This is a genomic window from Cyanobium sp. ULC082, assembly GCF_977927535.1.
Genome location: NZ_OZ376398.1, coordinates 702,235 through 718,959, shown reverse-complemented (window position 1 = coordinate 718,959; position 16,725 = coordinate 702,235). Strand labels below are relative to the sequence as shown.

Here is a 16,725-nt window from a genome sequence, read left to right as displayed (position 1 = left end):
TGACAGGGAGTGACAGGCGCCAGGTGGGCCCTGAGTGACCCTGCGGCAGCGGCATCATCCTATGGGTCCCCCGTGGCCTCCACCCATGCCGCAAGGCCACCAGAGCGTGCATCCCCCCTCGATTGAAACGTTTCGATCACGTTCGAGGCTGGATCTGCTGCCGCTGTGGCGGCGGCGCGACGCCGACGTGGCCGGTGATCGGGCCCTCGCCGACCCCTGGGGCCGCCTTCATCGACCCGACTGGCATCGCCGGGGACTGCTGATCTGGCCCCGGGGAGGGGTTGAGCTGACGCTGGTGCTTGCGCTGGCCTGCCCACCGGCCTGGCGGCAGGGGGGCCTCTGCCGGGCGCGGCTGGCCTTGCGCTGGTGGGCCATCGAGGCGGTGCTGCGGGTGAACGGGAAGCCGGTGCATCAGGGAGATCTCTACGATTCATCTTGCCGCTGGCCACTGCCGGAAAGCTGGTGGCAGGGCGAGCCGCTGGAGCTGGAGCTGGAGTTGCGCAGCCCCCTCCATGACGACGGCGCCCTGATCCTGAGCCGCATCGAGCTGGAGCCGCTGGGAGCAGCCGACCCCGATGGCCTGCTCACCGCCACGGCCCTGGAGCTGGAGCAGCTGCGCCAGAGCGCCCCGGTTGGCCCTCCGCAACCGATGGCGCCCGACGCCGGCTTCCATGTGCTCAGCCACGCCCATCTGGATCTGGCCTGGCTGTGGCCGGTGGCCGACAGCTGGCTGGCTGCCGAGCGCACCTTCCGCTCGGCCCTGGCGCTGATGCAGCGCCATCCCCAGCTCCACTTCGGCCATTCCACGCCGGCGCTCTACGCCTGGCTGCAGCGGCACCGGCCCGCCCTGTTCGGCGAGATCCGGGCGATGATGCGCAGCGGCCGCTGGGAGCCCCTCAACGGGCCGTGGGTCGAAAGCGACTGCGTGCTGATCAGCACCGCGTCCCTGCTGCGCCAGTTCCAGGAGGGACAGGATTACAGCCGTCGCACCTTTCCGGAGTGGAGCCACGCCCTCGCCTGGCTGCCCGACAGCTTCGGCTTCGCGGCCGGACTGCCGAGCCTGGCCGCGGCCACTGGTGTGCGCTGGTTCTGCACCCACAAGCTGGCCTGGAATGCCACCAACCCCTTCCCGCACCGGCTGTTCCGCTGGCGCGGCCGCTGTGGCGCCGAGGTGCTGACCCTGATGACTGGCCCGATCGGCAGTGACGGCGATCCGGTGGCCATGGAGCGGCATCGGCTGGAGTGGGAGCTGGCCACCGGACTGGCCACGGTTCTGTGGTTGCCCGGGGTGGGGGACCACGGTGGCGGTCCCACCGCCGAAATGCTGGCGCAGCTGGAGCTCTGGCAGGACCAGCCGACAACGGCGCCCCAGCAGCACGGCAGCCTGCGGGCCCACCTGGCCCAGCTGGAGGAGCATCGCGACCAGCTGCCGGTCTGGCGCGACGAGCTCTACCTGGAATTGCACCGCGGCTGCGCCACCAGCCGGCCGGATCAGAAACGCCACAACCGCAGCCTCGAGCGGCTGCTGCGGGAGGCGGACCTGGCAACGGGGCTGCTCTGGGCGGATTCCGAGCCCAGTCCCGAGCCCAGCTCCGACCCAACAGGCAACCAGGGCGGCAACCAGGACGGCCGCGTCGACTGGCGGCCGTTGCTGTTTCAGCAGTTCCACGACATCCTGCCGGGCACCTCGATCGCCGATGTGTTCGAGCAGGCCGAGCCGGAATGGCGCCGCGCCAGGCGCCAGGCACGGCGCCAGCGCGACCGCGCCCTGCAGGCCTGGTTGCCGGGCGGCAGCGGGACGGGATCAGAAGAGCAAAGCAACAACTGGTGGCTGATCGGGCTCCAGCCGCTGCCGGCGGCCCCCCTCACCGTGCGCCTGCCAGCCGGTCCGTGGTGGCAGGGGCCCCAGCGACTGCCCGAGCAGCAGGCACCGGGGGGAGGGCGGTGGGTCCAGCTGGCCGGCAGCCCGGGAGCGGCGGCGCTGGCCCTCCGCCGTCGCCGCAGCCCGGTCAACCCCCTGCCCCCCCTGGCGATCGATGGACCGGTCCAGCTGAAGCGGCGCGATGCGGAGAACGGCGCGGGGTGGCTGCTCGGCAATGGCCGGATCCTGGCCCAGCTGGGGCCGGCCGGACTCGAGCAGCTCCAGGGCGCCGATGGCCTGCCGCAGCTTTCCGCCCCCCTGACCTGGTGCCGCTGGGGCGATCGCGGCGAGTTCTGGGATGCCTGGGACCTGGCCGGCGACCACCGCGATCACCCGCTGCCGCTGAGCTGGGAACCAGGCCCCGAGCTGGCCGAACAGGGGCCGCTCTGCTCTCGTCTGGTCTGGCGGGGGCAGGCCGGGGCCAGCCGGCTGCGACTGGACATCCAGCTGCGCGCCGGCAGCCCCTGGCTGGAGCTGACCCTGAGCGTGGACTGGCGCCAGCGCCATGAACTGCTGCGGCTGGAGTTGCCGCTCGGCCAAAGAGCCCGGCGCTGGGCGGCGGACACCGCCGGGGGCGTGCTGGAGCGGCCTGCTGAGGTTTGCACCGCGCGGGAGGCGAGCCGCTGGGAAGTGCCGGCGATCAGCTGGGTGGCCAGCCAGGCTGCCTCCAGTGGCCTGGCGGTGCTGCTCGACGGTCCCCAGGGCGTGTCGGCCGGGCCGGATCGGCTGGGGGTGTCCCTGCTGCGCGGACCGTGCTGGCCTGATCCAGGCGCGGATGGCGGCCTGCAACGCCTGCGGCTCGCCCTTCTCCCCTGCGCCGGGGGTTGGCGGCAGGCGGCGGTTGCCGCCGAGGCCGTGCGGTTCCGCGAGCCCCTCTGGCGGCGGCCGGGCGGCGGCGGCCAGGGATCCTGGTTGCCGATTCTGGACCTGGGCCACTCTGATCTTCGACTGATCGGCCTGCGACCTGATCCGGAAGCGGGGGTGCTGCAGCTCACGGTGCAGAACCTTTCGCCCTGCCGCCGACAGCTGAGGCTCAGCCAGCCCTGGCAGCTGCTGGAGCGCCTGGCGACGGCGACGGATCAGGGCCCTGATGGCGAGCTGGGCCGCCTCGGGCCCTGGCAGCTGGCCAGCTGGCGGATCCGGCGTCAATCGGCCCGGCGTGACTCGGCCCGGCCTCAGTCGTCGTGATCGTCGAATGGATCGGTGAGCCCCTTCGATGGCGGCCCGGTGCAGCATCGAGACCTTTACAGTAGTGATTCCGATCCCCGTGCCAGAGAGGTTCAGCCGCCATGGCCCAACGCACCCGCCTGGGAGACCTGCTTCGTCCCCTGAATTCCGAGTACGGCAAGGTCGTGCCCGGCTGGGGAACGACACCCGTGATGGGAGTGATCATGCTGCTGTTCCTTGTGTTCCTGCTGGTGATCCTGCAGCTGTACAACAAGTCGTTGCTGCTTGATGGCATCACTGTGAACTGGAACGGCCTCGGCTGATTCACCGTCAAGCTGATTCACCGCCAACCTGGCGATCGCACTGCCCATGAACGTCTTCGGGATCGGTCTGCCGGAAATGGCGGTGATTGCCGCCATCGCCCTGCTTGTGTTCGGCCCGAAGCGGTTGCCGGAGCTGGGCCGCACCCTGGGCCGCACCCTGAAGGGCTTTCAGTCCGCTTCCCGGGAGTTTGAGCAGGAGTTTCGCCAGGCCATCGATACCGAAACGGTCAGGGTCACCACGACGGAGCGGGAGCTGGTGGAGCGAGAGCAGCCCGTGATCAACGACCTGCCGGTCCAGAACGACCTGCCGATCCAGGCGGCCACTGGCGCCCCGGTTCTGGCCGTTGAAGCGGCTTCCGAAGCCACACCAGAGGCACCGGCTCCGCCGGTGTCGAGCGAACCGGAGCAGGCCGCAGATCCGATCGCTTCCACCCCGCCCGGCTGATCGCAGCCGTCCTGGCCGAGGATTCGCTGGTCCCGCTCCGTCGACCCGTCATGACCACCACGCCGCCCCGGGATGGGGATCTCCAGGTGCTGGTCGGGCTTGGCAATCCCGGCAGCGCGTACACCAGCACCCGCCACAACGTGGGCTTCATGGCCCTGGAGCGACTGGCCCGCCGTGAGGGGGTGACCTTTCGCCAGAACGGCAAGCTCAGGGGCCAGCTCGCCGACCTGCGGCAGGGCGAGCGCCGTCTGCGGTTGCTGATGCCCAGCACCTTCATGAACGAAAGCGGTGGCTCGATTCGTGCCACGCTCGACTGGTTCGGCCTGGGACCTGACCAGGTGCTCGTGCTCGTCGACGACATGGATCTACCCCTGGGCCGGCTGCGGTTGCGCCGCGAGGGCAGTGCCGGCGGCCATAACGGCCTGCGCAGCACGATCGAGCAACTCGGCACCCAACGGTTCGCCCGGCTGCGGATCGGCATCGGCGCTCCGGCCACGGAGCCCGGCCTGCGCAAGGAACGCACCGTGTCCCATGTGCTCGGCCGCTTCAGCCCTGCCGAGCAGTCGGTGCTTGATGCCGTGCTCGACGAGGTGCTCGACGGGGTGGCCCTGATCCAGGCGCTTGGCTACGAGCGTGCCGGCAACCGGATCAACGCTTTTCAGGCCGCCCCTGCCTGAACGGCACCCTGCCCAGCCTGCCCCGTACGTTGTCGCCGTGAGTCGCCTGCCCGCCACCACCGCCCAGCTGCGGGTCCTGCAACAGAGCTTCAGCCAGAAGCTGCTCGAAGGCGAGGTGGTCGCCGGCGGATTTCAGTGGACTTTCCGCTGGGCCTTCGATCGCGGCGAGCTGAGCGTGGAGCCCTCGCTCGGCCGCGCCCTGATCCAGGACGCGCTGCTGCGCTTTCTGCTCAAGGCCGACTACCAGCTGGAACCCGGCAGCGACTATGCCTTCACCGTGCGGGCCAAGTTTTAGGGGGATGGGGCGACGCCTGGGCCAGGGGAGGGGCGATCGAGGCAACAGTCGAGGCGATAGCCGAGTGTTCGCTCCAGCAACACCTGGGCGACGACATCATCCCAGGGTCGCGGTGGCTGCCGGAGCCCGAGGGGAAGCAGGCGTTGCCAGCCCCGGGCGGGATGGAGCTGCCAGTAGCGCGGCCGGGCGGCCAGGGTGCTGCCCCGCTCATCGACCAACAGCACCGGGCAGAGCGGTTGCAGCCGCTGCAGCCAGGCCTGGCTGCCCGTGCCGTTGCCGAGCACAAGAGCAGACACCTGGCGGCAGCGAATCCAGCTGCTCAGCTGCTGCAGCGTTTCATCCGGACTGAGCACCAGGGCCGCTTCGATCCGGTGGCGGCTGGCATCGGTGCGCACGAGACCGCACTTGCTGCGGCCGGGATCAAGGCCGGCCAGGGGCCCCTGGGCTGGCAGCTCGCTCATGGCCGCCGAGGTTGCACGGAAGCAGCTGTTCCAGCGGCGGTGCCCCCGACCCGACGGAGTTCGAGGAAGATCGGATCAGGGGTGTCTGAATTCCGCACCGCCACGGCTTCGAGCCTGACGCTCTGCCCGCCGGGGCGCTCGCTGAGCTCGCGGCCCAGCCGGTTGAACAGATTCACATCGAACTGAACCCCATCGGCCACCGACCCCTGCCGCTGGGCCCTGGCGAAGGAGGCGGTGAGCAGGAGGTTGAGGCGATTGCGCACCTGAATGGCGGAGAGCTCGTCGCCCTCCAGGGACGTGGTGGCCATCACATCCCCCTGACGGATCACCGTGCGGTTCTGCCGCAGGTCGGGGAAGCCCAGCACCTGGCGCTCCCCCCGCAGCACATTGGCGGCCGAGAGGATGCTCACGACCCAGGAGCCGCCTTTGCCGAGCAACCCCTCCAGCTTGACGATGTCGGCGCGGGGGACCAGCAGGATCTGGCTGTCGGCGGGCTGGCCGGGCAGCACCCGCTCAAAAGCCTTGAGGTTGGCCTGGCGCAGCAGGGCCTCGATCACCGGCCTGGCTTCGGCCGGTCGTTTCAGCGCCACCTTGGCGGTGGCGAGGGCCTGGCCGCTGGTGATCACCACATCCCCCTGGCGCAGGGCGATCAGCTTGGTTTCCAGCCCCTTGAGCTCGGCTTCGCCAGCCTTGATCTGCTGCCTGACCCGGGCCAGCTCCGCTTCGGTGCTGCGGATGTCGCGATCGCGGCCCCTGATCTCCGCCGTGAGCCGATCCCGCTGGCTGAGCAGGGCCTGACGCTGGGCCTGAAGCGGTTGCAGCTCCCGCCGCAGCTGCGTGGCCTGCACCTCCACCGAGGCCAGCTGCTGCCGGGCCTGGGCGCGACCCTGCTCGGCCCGCACGACGCCCTGCTGCGCCTGGCGCTGGGCCGTGGCGCTGCGCAGGCGAGCGCTTTCGCTGGCCCCGAGCGCTGCGGTGCTGCGATCCAGGGCCGTGCGCCCTTCCCGCAGCTTCAGCTGCAAGGCATCGAGCTCGAACAGGCCCACCCGGAGGCGTTCACTGACCGCGAGCATCAATCCCAGCGAAATGGCGCTGATCAGGCTGCCGGTGAGCACGGTGATCAGCACGGCCGTGTTGCGCGGCCTGAGGTTGAACAGGCTGAGCCGGGCCTTGCCGATGCGGCTGCCCAGCCGATCCCCCAGGGTGGCGAGCACACCACCCAGCACCAGAAGGGCAAGGATCAGCAGCCAGCCGGACACGGCCCAGTGCAGGGGAATCCAGTATCGACGGCGGACCTCCGCCCAGCCAGGGGGAGATCAGCTGAAGCGCTTGGCCAGGGCCACCGGATCGAACACGGTGATCTTCTTGCGGTCCACCTGGACCAGCCCGGCCTGGCGCAGGTCACCGAGCAGCCTGGTGATGGTGACCCGGGTCGAGCCGATCGCTTCAGCGATCGACTGGTGGGAGAGCCGCAGGTCGATGGTGATGCCATCGGTGCCCGGTACGCCGAAATCACGGCAGAGCACCAGCAGAAAGCTCACCAGCCGCGAGGACATGTCGCGATGGGTGAGGGTTTCGATCATGGTTTCGGTCTGGAGGATGCGGGAGGAGAGCCCCTGCAACAGGAGCAGACCGACGCTGGCGTCCTGCTCGATCGCCCGCCGCACCGAGGTGGCCGGTGCCGCCACCATCTCGACACGGGTGAAGGCCACCGCGTGGTAGAAGCGATCGGAGCGCTGGCCGGTGAGCAGGGAGAGCACACCGAACAGGCTGTTCTCCCGCAGCAGGGCCACGGTGATCTCCTCGCCCGATTCATACACCCTGGAAAGCCGGACGGCACCACGGCGGAGCAGGTAGACACGCTCGGCCGGATCACCCGGGAAGAAGATCGTTTTTCCCCGCTCCACCGTTTCGAGCGTGCTGCCGTTGAGGCCACGCATCACCTCAAGCAGGGTGGCCGGCCCATTGGCGGGGGGGCAGTCCGCCGGAGCTGGGGGAGGGGTGGTGCTGGTGCGGCTGAATCCGCGCATAGCGCCGACCATGACGGCGGAACAAGTGGCTGGAAGCTACGGAGCGCCCCGGGTGCTCCCTGTATCCGATGACACTAACCACCCGCTTCCGGCCTGTCAGGGCCTGGCTGGGCGCAGCGGCGAGGCGGCGGGCATGAGCTGGACACCCGCTGGCTGGTACATCTGTTTGCACTAGGGGTGGTGGCAAGCAGCTTGTTTCGGCGGACGGCGCCGCTACATTCAGCATCGCGGTTCTGAAGGGTGTTGATGACGGCCAGCCTGATCAAGCCTTGCGTCGAGGTGCGCCCGCTCCGCTCCGTTCCTGGCCTGGCCCAGACGGAGGGCCTGTTGCAGGTGCACACGGCCCCGTTCCGCGGCAGCTTCGACGGGGTGTTCAGCCAGGCCCTGCGGACCGCGGGGCTCGGCAGCCGGGTGCTGATCAGCCAGTTCCTCAAGGGCGGTGTCGACCAGGGGCCGGAGCACAGCCTCTGGCTCTGCGGCCGGCTGCAGTGGATGCGTCCGGCGGTGCCCGCCTGCCTGACCGAACCAGCCGACGGCGAGGCGGAACGGGCTGCGGTCGAGCAGGTCTGGGCCTTCAGCCGCCGGCAGTTGCTCACCGGCGAACTCAGCCTGCTGGTGCTCGATGAGCTGGGCCTGGCGATCGGCCTCGGCTACCTGGAAGCGGCGGAGGTGGAGGCCAGCCTGCGCCAACGCCCGCCCAACCTCGATGTGATCCTCACGGGCCCCTCGATTCCCGAGGGGCTGCTGGCGATGGCGGATCAGGTCACCCAGCTCCGCCGCAACTGCTGAACCATGCTCAAGTGCGACCGCTGGATCAACGAACAGGCCGCGAGCGGCATGCTCGAACCGTTCCAGGCCACGCTGGTGCGCCACCTCGATGCCGAGAACCGCACGGCGCCGGTGCTGAGCTATGGCTGCTCCTCCTACGGCTACGACCTACGGCTCTCGCCGAAGGAATTCCTGATCTTCCGGCATGTGCCGGGCACGGTGATGAACCCGAAGCGGTTCAACCCGGCGAACCTGGAGCCGGCACCGCTGCACCACGACGACGACGGTGACTACTTCATCCTGCCCGCCCATTCCTACGGGCTGGGGGTGGCGCTGGAGCTGCTGCGGGTGCCGGCCAACATCACCGTGATCTGCCTGGGCAAGAGCACCTATGCCCGCCTCGGCATCATCGTGAACACCACCCCGGCTGAAGCCAGCTGGGAGGGCCATCTCACGCTGGAGTTCAGCAACTCCTCCGGCGCTGATTGCCGCATCTACGCCAGCGAAGGCATCTGCCAGCTGCTGTTCTTCGAAGGCGAACCCTGCCAGACCACCTACAGCGACCGTGCCGGCAAATATCAGCACCAGCCGGAGCGGGTGACGTTGGCGAAGGTTTGATCTGGATGGAGGGAAGTGGAGAGTTGTGGAGCAGGCTGAAGGGGCTTGAGTCTTCGTTCTGTTGATGGGCACAGAAGCTGAGAGGGTTGGCCGAATTCAATGGCTTCAAACGTGTGGCTCAAGAGGCCTTTCCTTTAGAAGAGGCCAGCATGCTTTGTATCATGCTGAACAGTGGTTATCTGACCCGCGATCCACAGTGGCTCATCTCAGCAGACTGACCAAAACCCCTCCAGCACATGGCTGGCGCGATGCTTGTAAAGGCCTTGTTCCTGTGGTTTGCAGAAGGAGAATGTCTATGGGGTGTAGTTTGCGGAACTGTCCAAGAACAAGTTGGGCGGACGAAAATCGCTGAAATCTAGTTGATGTAAATAATCAAAGCTCAAGAGTCAAAGATGACCACATGAGTATAACCTGACCCATAATTATCGAAACGCTTTGCTTAGAAAGAGTTGATAGAAATTCATTGTCGAGTCAGCCTAAAGCCTGCTCAAAGACCCTGATTGCACCAGCATTCCAGCGCCTAATGCGTACATGCAAATCCACATCTGACCTGTCCAGAAAGTCTATGATGCGTAGTCGATCAAATAGCAAACCGGCATAAACTGCGAGCCCATTCCAACGGCTAGGATTTGGCGCTTCTGATATACAGAAAGCTCTGAGCGGATCGAAAATAAACTTTCTAGCTGAAGTCCAACGCTGAATAAAGGTGCTTGGTTGCAATTGAGTCGTTAAATCTCTCCAGTTTGTTCCTGTTTTACATTGGCAGAAAACTACCAGTTGATCTCCTCTGCTGTCTGTAAATGGAATCCAGGCGACAGCATCTAACTTGTCATCGTTCGCATGTGTAGGGGCTGGGTCAATGCTTTCATATCTCACGCCTTCACCTAGCTCATCACAAAGCCTATTGACTTTATCTGAAAACCCTCCAGCAACCGCAGTACCGAAGACAAACGACCTTGCTCTGTCATACCCTAGATAGCAACGTATGACTAATGCGGCAAGCTCTTCAAGGAGGCATGTCCCATCAAGGCCATCTTGGAATTTATCCCGTGTCATATTCAACCTTGTACTGAGCAGTAAATACCGATATACATCTGCGCGAACTGTTTCGTCTGCTGAGTTGTGACGAAGAACTGTGCCGTTCATTTCAAGCCGAAAAGGGTAACCGGTATCGCAAGAACTGCTCCGCCTATTTATCTCATCAAAGACGTCATCTAATAAGGCAGCATTCAAGTCGTCCTCGTCGTCGATTCCTTCATTGGGGTCATTTTCACTTACCCTACCAAGGTAGGCTAAGATTTCACGAATGGAAACCGAACCATTATGCTGAGCTAGCAATTCAGCAAAGTCTGCCAATTCATGAACTTCAGCATTTGGAGTTGGCAAAGAAGGGAGTTTAAACATTTCACTCCGCGATGCGGGAGCGCTGCTGAGATGGATTCGCCTTGCGTTCCATTTCTATATAAAGGTCCTCAGCAAGATTAGCGATTGTTCCTGCAATTTTTAATAGCTCCTGAGAGTTATCGTATCCGCCTGACAGTGATGCTCTAGCTGTAGTTAACTCTCGTTTTGAGGCCAGTAGTGCTTCTTCAAATACTGAGTCTGCTGGTCTAGATATTTCATAGGCTTCACTAAGATCCTCTCCGGCTCTGAGGGCCGCAATCGCTTCACGGCTGGCAACTACGGCATTTAACAACCGTAGGTCCGGATTTTGCGACTGTACAACTGGCTTTCGGCTCTCCGCCTTATTGCCGTACATCCAAACAAGTAACTCCCCTAGCTCCTTTAGCCGGTCTTGTGGTACAGGGCTAGAAGTCTCTCGTTCTTTAGGCTCTACGTTAATAAAGTCGCGGATTCCCTCATAGTCTAAGCCAGTGTAAAGATGAGAAAATGCAAGCCTGCTATTAAACACTCTATCTTGACGATAGACATCTTCGCGTTCTGCTTGCTCAAGCACCATTAGCCCCCTGTATAGCCTCTGCACTGTATTGTGTCTATCTCCAATTTGATTCGCAATATCAGAAAGGGAAATACCGAATAAGCTGTGCACTGATGCGATGTATTTGGCCTTTGCGTAACTGCTCCACTTTGCTGGCCCATTAACATGTTTAAAGCCTAGAAAACGCCAAGCATCTTCACGCGAGGAAAAGATTACGGGTAAAGCTTGGAGTGAAACTCGTTCTTCTGGGGTAATTTCAGGTATAGGCCACCCGCCCTCCGTACCTGAAGTGCCTGCCAAAAGAACTTTGACTGCAGCGAGTCGACGATTCCCTTCAATTACGACTTTTTGATTACTCTCCTCGGCAACAATAAGAGCTTCTTGCGGAAAGAAGCCACTGGCAGAGATTGACTGGACAAGTTCGCGAACATCCATCGCGTCCCAGAGAATCTTCAGAATCTCCGATTCAGGAGTAGATTGAGCTATCCCATATTCAGCCAAGCGAGGATTATTATGGTCAAAGTGGAGCTCCTCAGTGTCAATTTGAGTAATAGCAACCGGCCTGGTCATGCTACCTTCCTCTTGTTAATCTCTTTAAAGTCAAATCGCCTGGCTCCAATTCGTAGCGTTCGTGGGAGTCGTATGCGATGTGGTGCTATTACCAGTTCGTTCGCTGAGCGCTTATCCTGCAAGGAGTAATGAATAGGCAAAATAGCAATTTGTTCCGAAGCGTACAAACCTGTTACCACCTCGGAATTGTCATAAGACATGACCCATGGAACAAGTCTTTGACGACACATATGGCGAGCTATTGCTGTGTGCTCATCTTTCGAGTAGGCTTTTAGATAAAGTCTTTTCCCATTAATGACGTAAGGCGGATCCAGGTAGACAAAAGCTCTCTGTCTACTCCTTCCCCTTGGGAGTGTGCTTTTTAGGAAATCGATCGCATCTGAGTTGCTTACAAAGATGCGCTCTCGAAGCCGAGAGATTCGAATAACGCGCTCAGCGAGAACAGATCTAGTGAAACGTACGTCAAGGCGCCACTCGCCCTGTTGCTCGTATCCGCCGATTGGGCCAGCATTTATGACACCAGAACGGTTGCAGCGATTCATGTAGAACGAGGCAAATCCAATCTCTCGAAGCGGTTTATTCCTGGGAGAATCACATGTCTCCCTGCATTCGCGCCATTCGGCCAGATCAAGTTGTGCAGTAAGTATCTTATCCGCGAACCACTGCGGCTCGTTCAATACTGTCTTCCAGAAGGCATAAATACGAAAGTCTGCGTCGTTAATTGATATTGTATTTACTACATTATCGCTAAGCAAGCCCAAGGCAGCACCAGCACCACCTGCGTAGGGCTCAAAATAGTCGACGCCACGAAGGTCATTTAAGTCCAGAACGTCTGTTAGAAAAGGGGTCAAGCCGGCTTTGCCACCAGGGTAGCGGAGGGGACTAAGAAGCTTCATTCCTATTCGCCTGTGCGATGCGATGAACGATCCGCACTGTTAATGGAGATTTCGTGGGTAATAGATTTGTCGAATATGCCCTTCTCCACTAATCTACGAACAGCCTCTGGTCGTGTTGGTAGGTCAGGCTGCCCTCTTCGCCATTGATCAATTGCTTCAAGCAAGTCAGTCTGGAAACGGGTTCCGACTAGCTTGCCGGTGCTTGAAGCGCGTTGCTTTTTTGGTAAGGCCACTTGCATAAAAGGAAAGCCTCTTGGCTTGCGCTCATGTTAACATGATAACACCACGGATCAAGCTAATCTGGCAATCCATAGCATCGATGGCTGAGGCCACCCAGTTTGTAGCCGAAGAGTAGTGCTCATGTTAATGCTTGATGACATCGGATTTCGGTAGTGCAGTAGCCAAAGATTTGAAGTTAACAGTCTGCCTGAATGCTGCTCAGCTACTGGTAGCTCCAATACACGCACATCAGATACAGCCAGCGCTGCGTAGTTTCAACGTTGAGGTGCAATGGTGGTCAAGACACATAGTACAACTCTGACGGTGTTTTGAATCCATGTCGCTTTCGCGGCCGAGTATTGAGATCCTCTGCGATCTCATCGCATCTTTCCTGAGTCAACAGTTTCATGCATGCTCCTTTCGGAACGTACTGCCTGATCAAACCGTTTAGGCTCTCATTCGATCCTTGCTCCCAAGAATGATACGGTGTTGCAAAGTAGCAATTGACTGAAAACCTCGACTCAAGTTGCTTGTAGTCATGGAATTCCGTGCCGTTGTCAAAAGTGATCGTATTAAACATCCTTCTGTGTTCGGCTATCGCGTTAATGGCAGCTGCATTGACCTCGAGCGTTGTGCGAGCTTTTAGTTTTTTGATGATCGCGAAACCGGATCGCCTCTCAACCAGAGTCAAGATGCTGAAGCGCTTGTCGACACCCATGACAGTGTCTCCCTCCCAGTGCCCTGGTTCCTGACGCAGCTCGACCTCGGCAGGACGCTCAGAGATGTGGCGCTTGCCCCTCAGCACTCCCCTGGAATCTTTGCTGTTGTACCGCCTCCTGCGCTTCTTTGGCATGATCCGCATGAACCGATAGAGATTTCCACCAGCCTTCTTGTCTTTCAGAATGTACCGATAGATCGTCTCCTGGCTGATGATGCAGATACCCTGCTCGTTAAGCGTGAAGCTGACCTGCTCGGGGCTCCACTTGCGTTTCAGCAGGATCTCGACGTGATGCCACTGGTTGGCGCTGAACCATGACCCCCGACGCCTGCTCGATCTGCGTGCCGTCGCATAGCTATGCGCCTTCTGAGCCCTGTACCACCCATCGTGATGAGTAACATTGCGCCTTAGTTCGCGACTGATTGTGCTTGGCGAGCGTGATAACGTCTTGGCAATTTCAGCCTGGGAGTAATGAAGACGTCTCATAGCTGTAATCTGATGTCGCTCATCCGCTGTCAGATGTTGATACCTATTCATCAGTCCATCCCTTTGCTGAAGAGGAGTCTGATGCTTTCAGGCCTTCAAGAGGAGTGTTTGATGGGCTGCCTGTTGCACTTTCTTTGTGAATCCGCGCTGCCCAACATCAAGATGCAGCGGACGGGAGCAGACTCAATCGAGCATCTTCCGATTGACGTGCCCGCCGCTGATCTTGAGCGTTCGATAGGCCAAACTCATAAGATAAGCTGATGGCATGGGCTTCGCCACAATTCTCGCGCAGGGCTGTTGATCGTGCTGGCAGGGCACTGGTCGATTCCTCAAGTCCACAGGATGCAATCGAAGAGTGCTTGCTCGTCATTAATAATTGGAGGTCATCTCATAGCTTCCCCCTTAACACGTTTCAAGTCGGACTCAGGAGATATGCCAAGCAGCTTGACGGGAACGCACTTGTAGCCCAACGCATTAAGAGACTGTCTTCAATTGACGCGAAACTGCGACGGTTTCTTGGTCTCAATCTTTCCCAGATGCAGGATATTGGTGGATGCCGTGCAGTTTTAAAAAATGCTAGCGCTGTAACCAATATGCTTCGTTTGTATCGAGAGAGCGATCTCAAGGGAACCTCGAAATATTGCCACTTTTGAGGCAATATTGAGACGCTGCAAGGAAATCCTCTGCACGTGCAGATGCTCCTGACGACTGGCATCAATTACTTTAAGTCGAGTCGTTTATCTCCCTGTCGAATGATCAGGAGGCCGGCGTTGCCTTTGAGTTGCTATGCAGGTATCGAAGAAAGTTGTAAGTCAGATTACGCAGTCCCCACCAAGCTCTCGTTCTGGCCAATCCAATCCGCCTCGTCAGCTTGCCGCGCATCCAAGTTGTGATTGCACCAAAGACGTGCTCAACCCTTGCCCGCACACTAGATCGTGCCTTGTTGCGCTCCTGGGCTTCTTCGCTCAATGGATGGCAGCGTGAGCCCTTTTCATGAATTCTGCTCTCAAAACCAGCCATATCCAGCAGATCCTCATACCGCACGCCGGCGTAGCCAGAATCAGCCCAGACGAAGTCATCCCTGTTCTCAGGGTCTAGCACCTGTGTAAGCATCTGGCTGTCGTGAATGTTGGCTGGGGTAATGGAAAATCTTCGAATGAAGCCGTGAGTGGCATCAATGCATATGCTGTTCTTGTATCCGTAATGGCTGATGCCATTCTTCTTGACCCAGCGGGCGTCAGTGTCCTTTTGGCGCAGTCGGTTTGGCTTGTTCAGCCACTTCTCTGGGATGGCTCCATCCTTAATGGTCTTGTTCTCCTCCCTTGAGTTTCGCTGTTTGGGAACAGGGACCAGTGTCGCATCGATGATCTGCCCTCCACGGGCCTCCAGTCCCTCGGACCGCAGGTGCTCCTCGAACCGGTCAAAGAGCTCATCGATAACGCCCGCCTTGCGGAGACGCTCGCGGAAGAAGGCAATCGTGGTGGCATCAGGAATGGTGTTCATCACTCCCAGTCCGACAAATTCCTCGAATGAGCGTCTGTCATTGACCTGGAATTCCAGCTCTTCATCGCTGAGGTTGAACAGCTGCTGAAGCACCAGCATCTTGAAGAGGATGAGCGGATCAATCCGTTTCCTGCCAGCATTGCTCTTCCGTTCATGGCTGTAACCCTGCTCCAGCAGGGGCCTGAAGGCTTCCCAAGGAATCGTCTCGGATAGGGTCGCTAACGTAGGCTTCTTCTGCTGAAGCCTGTGGATGCGCTTCTCCTCATCCCAGAATCCACGCTGTCCCATTCAGCTGTATTGAACTGAACCAATTCTATTGCTTATTTCAAAGTCTGTCAGGGAGCGACGTAGATTTTTCGAGGTGCCCTCAAGCACAAGCTTCTAAGAGTTGACAACTATCAGGCTGAGCCAAAGCCTTCTGGCTATCGTGGTATTCACCTGATCTACCGATATCGGAGCAACAAGAGTGAAACCTATAACGGTTTACTTCTGGAGGTCCAGATTCGCTCTCCACTACAGCATGCTTGGGCTACTGCCGTAGAAACTGTTGGAACTTTTCTAAAGCAATCTCTTAAGGGCACCTCGAAAAATCTACGTCGCTCCCTGACAGACTTTGAAATAAGCAATAGAATTGGTTCAGTTCAATACAGCTGAATGGGACAGCGTGGATTCTGGGATGAGGAGAAGCGCATCCACAGGCTTCAGCAGAAGAAGCCTACGTTAGCGACCCTATCCGAGACGATTCCTTGGGAAGCCTTCAGGCCCCTGCTGGAGCAGGGTTACAGCCATGAACGGAAGAGCAATGCTGGCAGGAAACGGATTGATCCGCTCATCCTCTTCAAGATGCTGGTGCTTCAGCAGCTGTTCAACCTCAGCGATGAAGAGCTGGAATTCCAGGTCAATGACAGACGCTCATTCGAGGAATTTGTCGGACTGGGAGTGATGAACACCATTCCTGATGCCACCACGATTGCCTTCTTCCGCGAGCGTCTCCGCAAGGCGGGCGTTATCGATGAGCTCTTTGACCGGTTCGAGGAGCACCTGCGGTCCGAGGGACTGGAGGCCCGTGGAGGGCAGATCATCGATGCGACACTGGTCCCTGTTCCCAAACAGCGAAACTCAAGGGAGGAGAACAAGACCATTAAGGATGGAGCCATCCCAGAGAAGTGGCTGAACAAGCCAAACCGACTGCGCCAAAAGGACACTGACGCCCGCTGGGTCAAGAAGAATGGCATCAGCCATTACGGATACAAGAACAGCATATGCATTGATGCCACTCACGGCTTCATTCGAAGATTTTCCATTACCCCAGCCAACATTCACGACAGCCAGATGCTTACACAGGTGCTAGACCCTGAGAACAGGGATGACTTCGTCTGGGCTGATTCTGGCTACGCCGGCGTGCGGTATGAGGATCTGCTGGATATGGCTGGTTTTGAGAGCAGAATTCATGAAAAGGGCTCACGCTGCCATCCATTGAGCGAAGAAGCCCAGGAGCGCAACAAGGCACGATCTAGTGTGCGGGCAAGGGTTGAGCACGTCTTTGGTGCAATCACAACTTGGATGCGCGGCAAGCTGACGAGGCGGATTGGATTGGCCAGAACGAGAGCTTGGTGGGGACTGCGTAATCTGACTTACAACTTTCTTCGATACCTGCATAGCAACTCAAAGGCAACGCCGGCCTCCTGA

18 protein-coding genes are annotated in these 16,725 nt (G+C 60.1%); 10 read left to right on the top strand and 8 right to left on the bottom strand.

Features of this window, described 5'->3' with window-relative positions:
* Positions 1–85: 85 nt before the first annotated feature.
* The 5 genes from ACXMDY_RS13005 (at position 86) to ACXMDY_RS12985 (ending at position 4,828) form a co-directional block, all read left to right on the top strand.
* Positions 86–3,109 (top strand): alpha-mannosidase, encoded by a 3,024-nt coding sequence (locus ACXMDY_RS13005; protein WP_457767641.1) that lies wholly within the window; start codon positions 86–88, stop codon positions 3,107–3,109.
* A gap of 101 nt (positions 3,110–3,210) precedes the next feature.
* Positions 3,211–3,411, top strand: coding sequence for a photosystem II reaction center phosphoprotein PsbH (psbH, locus tag ACXMDY_RS13000; RefSeq protein ID WP_259701720.1), 201 nt, complete (start codon positions 3,211–3,213; stop codon positions 3,409–3,411).
* A 46-nt stretch (positions 3,412–3,457) separates the two neighbouring features.
* Positions 3,458–3,856, top strand: a complete 399-nt coding sequence (locus ACXMDY_RS12995) for a TatA/E family twin arginine-targeting protein translocase (RefSeq protein WP_259701719.1) — start codon at positions 3,458–3,460, stop codon at positions 3,854–3,856.
* A gap of 50 nt (positions 3,857–3,906) precedes the next feature.
* Entirely contained in the window at positions 3,907–4,533 is a 627-nt protein-coding gene (gene pth / locus ACXMDY_RS12990; protein ID WP_259701718.1) for an aminoacyl-tRNA hydrolase, read from the top strand.
* A gap of 37 nt (positions 4,534–4,570) precedes the next feature.
* Positions 4,571–4,828 carry a DUF3146 family protein gene (locus ACXMDY_RS12985; RefSeq protein ID WP_259701717.1) on the top strand — a complete coding sequence of 86 codons (258 nt, stop codon included), beginning with the start codon at positions 4,571–4,573 and terminating at the stop codon, positions 4,826–4,828.
* On the opposite strand, the gene ACXMDY_RS12980 is transcribed toward ACXMDY_RS12985, so the two are convergent.
* The 3 genes from ACXMDY_RS12980 to ntcA are packed head-to-tail and all read right to left on the bottom strand — an operon-like array spanning position 4,825 to position 7,331.
* Positions 4,825–5,289 (bottom strand): RuvC family protein, encoded by a 465-nt coding sequence (locus ACXMDY_RS12980; RefSeq protein WP_259701716.1) that lies wholly within the window; start codon positions 5,287–5,289, stop codon positions 4,825–4,827. The genes ACXMDY_RS12985 and ACXMDY_RS12980 overlap by 4 nt on opposite strands.
* Positions 5,286–6,548, bottom strand: coding sequence for a DUF3084 domain-containing protein (locus tag ACXMDY_RS12975; protein WP_259701715.1), 1,263 nt, complete (start codon positions 6,546–6,548; stop codon positions 5,286–5,288). Before ACXMDY_RS12975 ends, ACXMDY_RS12980 begins: the two co-directional genes overlap by 4 nt.
* Positions 6,549–6,605: 57 nt before the next feature.
* Entirely contained in the window at positions 6,606–7,331 is a 726-nt protein-coding gene (gene ntcA / locus ACXMDY_RS12970) for a global nitrogen regulator NtcA (protein ID WP_457767640.1), read from the bottom strand.
* A gap of 234 nt (positions 7,332–7,565) precedes the next feature.
* On the opposite strand from ntcA, the gene ACXMDY_RS12965 reads away from it, so the two are divergent.
* From ACXMDY_RS12965 to ACXMDY_RS12955, 3 genes are all read left to right on the top strand, one after another.
* Positions 7,566–8,108, top strand: coding sequence for a cob(I)yrinic acid a,c-diamide adenosyltransferase (locus ACXMDY_RS12965; RefSeq protein WP_259701713.1), 543 nt, complete (start codon positions 7,566–7,568; stop codon positions 8,106–8,108).
* Positions 8,109–8,111: 3 nt separating this feature from the next.
* On the top strand, positions 8,112–8,705 hold the full coding sequence (gene dcd / locus ACXMDY_RS12960) for a dCTP deaminase (protein ID WP_259701712.1): 594 nt from the start codon (positions 8,112–8,114) through the stop codon (positions 8,703–8,705).
* A gap of 86 nt (positions 8,706–8,791) precedes the next feature.
* Complete coding sequence (locus ACXMDY_RS12955; protein ID WP_259701711.1) at positions 8,792–8,923, top strand: hypothetical protein; 132 nt, start codon at positions 8,792–8,794, stop codon at positions 8,921–8,923.
* A 253-nt stretch (positions 8,924–9,176) separates the two neighbouring features.
* Here the strand turns inward: ACXMDY_RS12955 and ACXMDY_RS12950 are convergent, their stop codons facing one another.
* The 5 genes from ACXMDY_RS12950 to ACXMDY_RS12930 all read right to left on the bottom strand — a co-directional run bounded on the left by ACXMDY_RS12950 (position 9,177) and on the right by ACXMDY_RS12930 (position 15,324).
* On the bottom strand, positions 9,177–10,109 hold the full coding sequence (locus ACXMDY_RS12950) for a hypothetical protein (RefSeq protein WP_259701710.1): 933 nt from the start codon (positions 10,107–10,109) through the stop codon (positions 9,177–9,179).
* 1 nt (position 10,110) lies between these two features.
* Positions 10,111–11,214, bottom strand: coding sequence for a ParB N-terminal domain-containing protein (locus ACXMDY_RS12945; protein ID WP_259701709.1), 1,104 nt, complete (start codon positions 11,212–11,214; stop codon positions 10,111–10,113).
* Positions 11,211–12,110: a DNA adenine methylase gene (locus ACXMDY_RS12940; RefSeq protein WP_259701708.1), complete on the bottom strand. Its 900-nt coding sequence runs from the start codon at positions 12,108–12,110 to the stop codon at positions 11,211–11,213. The genes ACXMDY_RS12945 and ACXMDY_RS12940 overlap by 4 nt, the downstream gene beginning before the upstream one ends.
* Positions 12,111–12,627: 517 nt before the next feature.
* Positions 12,628–13,584, bottom strand: a complete 957-nt coding sequence (locus tag ACXMDY_RS12935) for an IS30 family transposase (protein ID WP_259701707.1) — start codon at positions 13,582–13,584, stop codon at positions 12,628–12,630.
* A 705-nt stretch (positions 13,585–14,289) separates the two neighbouring features.
* Positions 14,290–15,324 (bottom strand): IS5 family transposase, encoded by a 1,035-nt coding sequence (locus ACXMDY_RS12930; RefSeq protein ID WP_457767360.1) that lies wholly within the window; start codon positions 15,322–15,324, stop codon positions 14,290–14,292.
* Between the two features lie 63 nt (positions 15,325–15,387).
* Here ACXMDY_RS12930 and ACXMDY_RS12925 point away from each other — a divergent pair, with 63 nt between their 5' ends.
* Both ACXMDY_RS12925 and ACXMDY_RS12920 read left to right on the top strand, forming a co-directional pair.
* Complete coding sequence (locus ACXMDY_RS12925; protein ID WP_457767666.1) at positions 15,388–15,690, top strand: RelA/SpoT domain-containing protein; 303 nt, start codon at positions 15,388–15,390, stop codon at positions 15,688–15,690.
* Positions 15,691–16,725: an IS5 family transposase gene (locus ACXMDY_RS12920; protein ID WP_457767360.1), complete on the top strand. Its 1,035-nt coding sequence runs from the start codon at positions 15,691–15,693 to the stop codon at positions 16,723–16,725.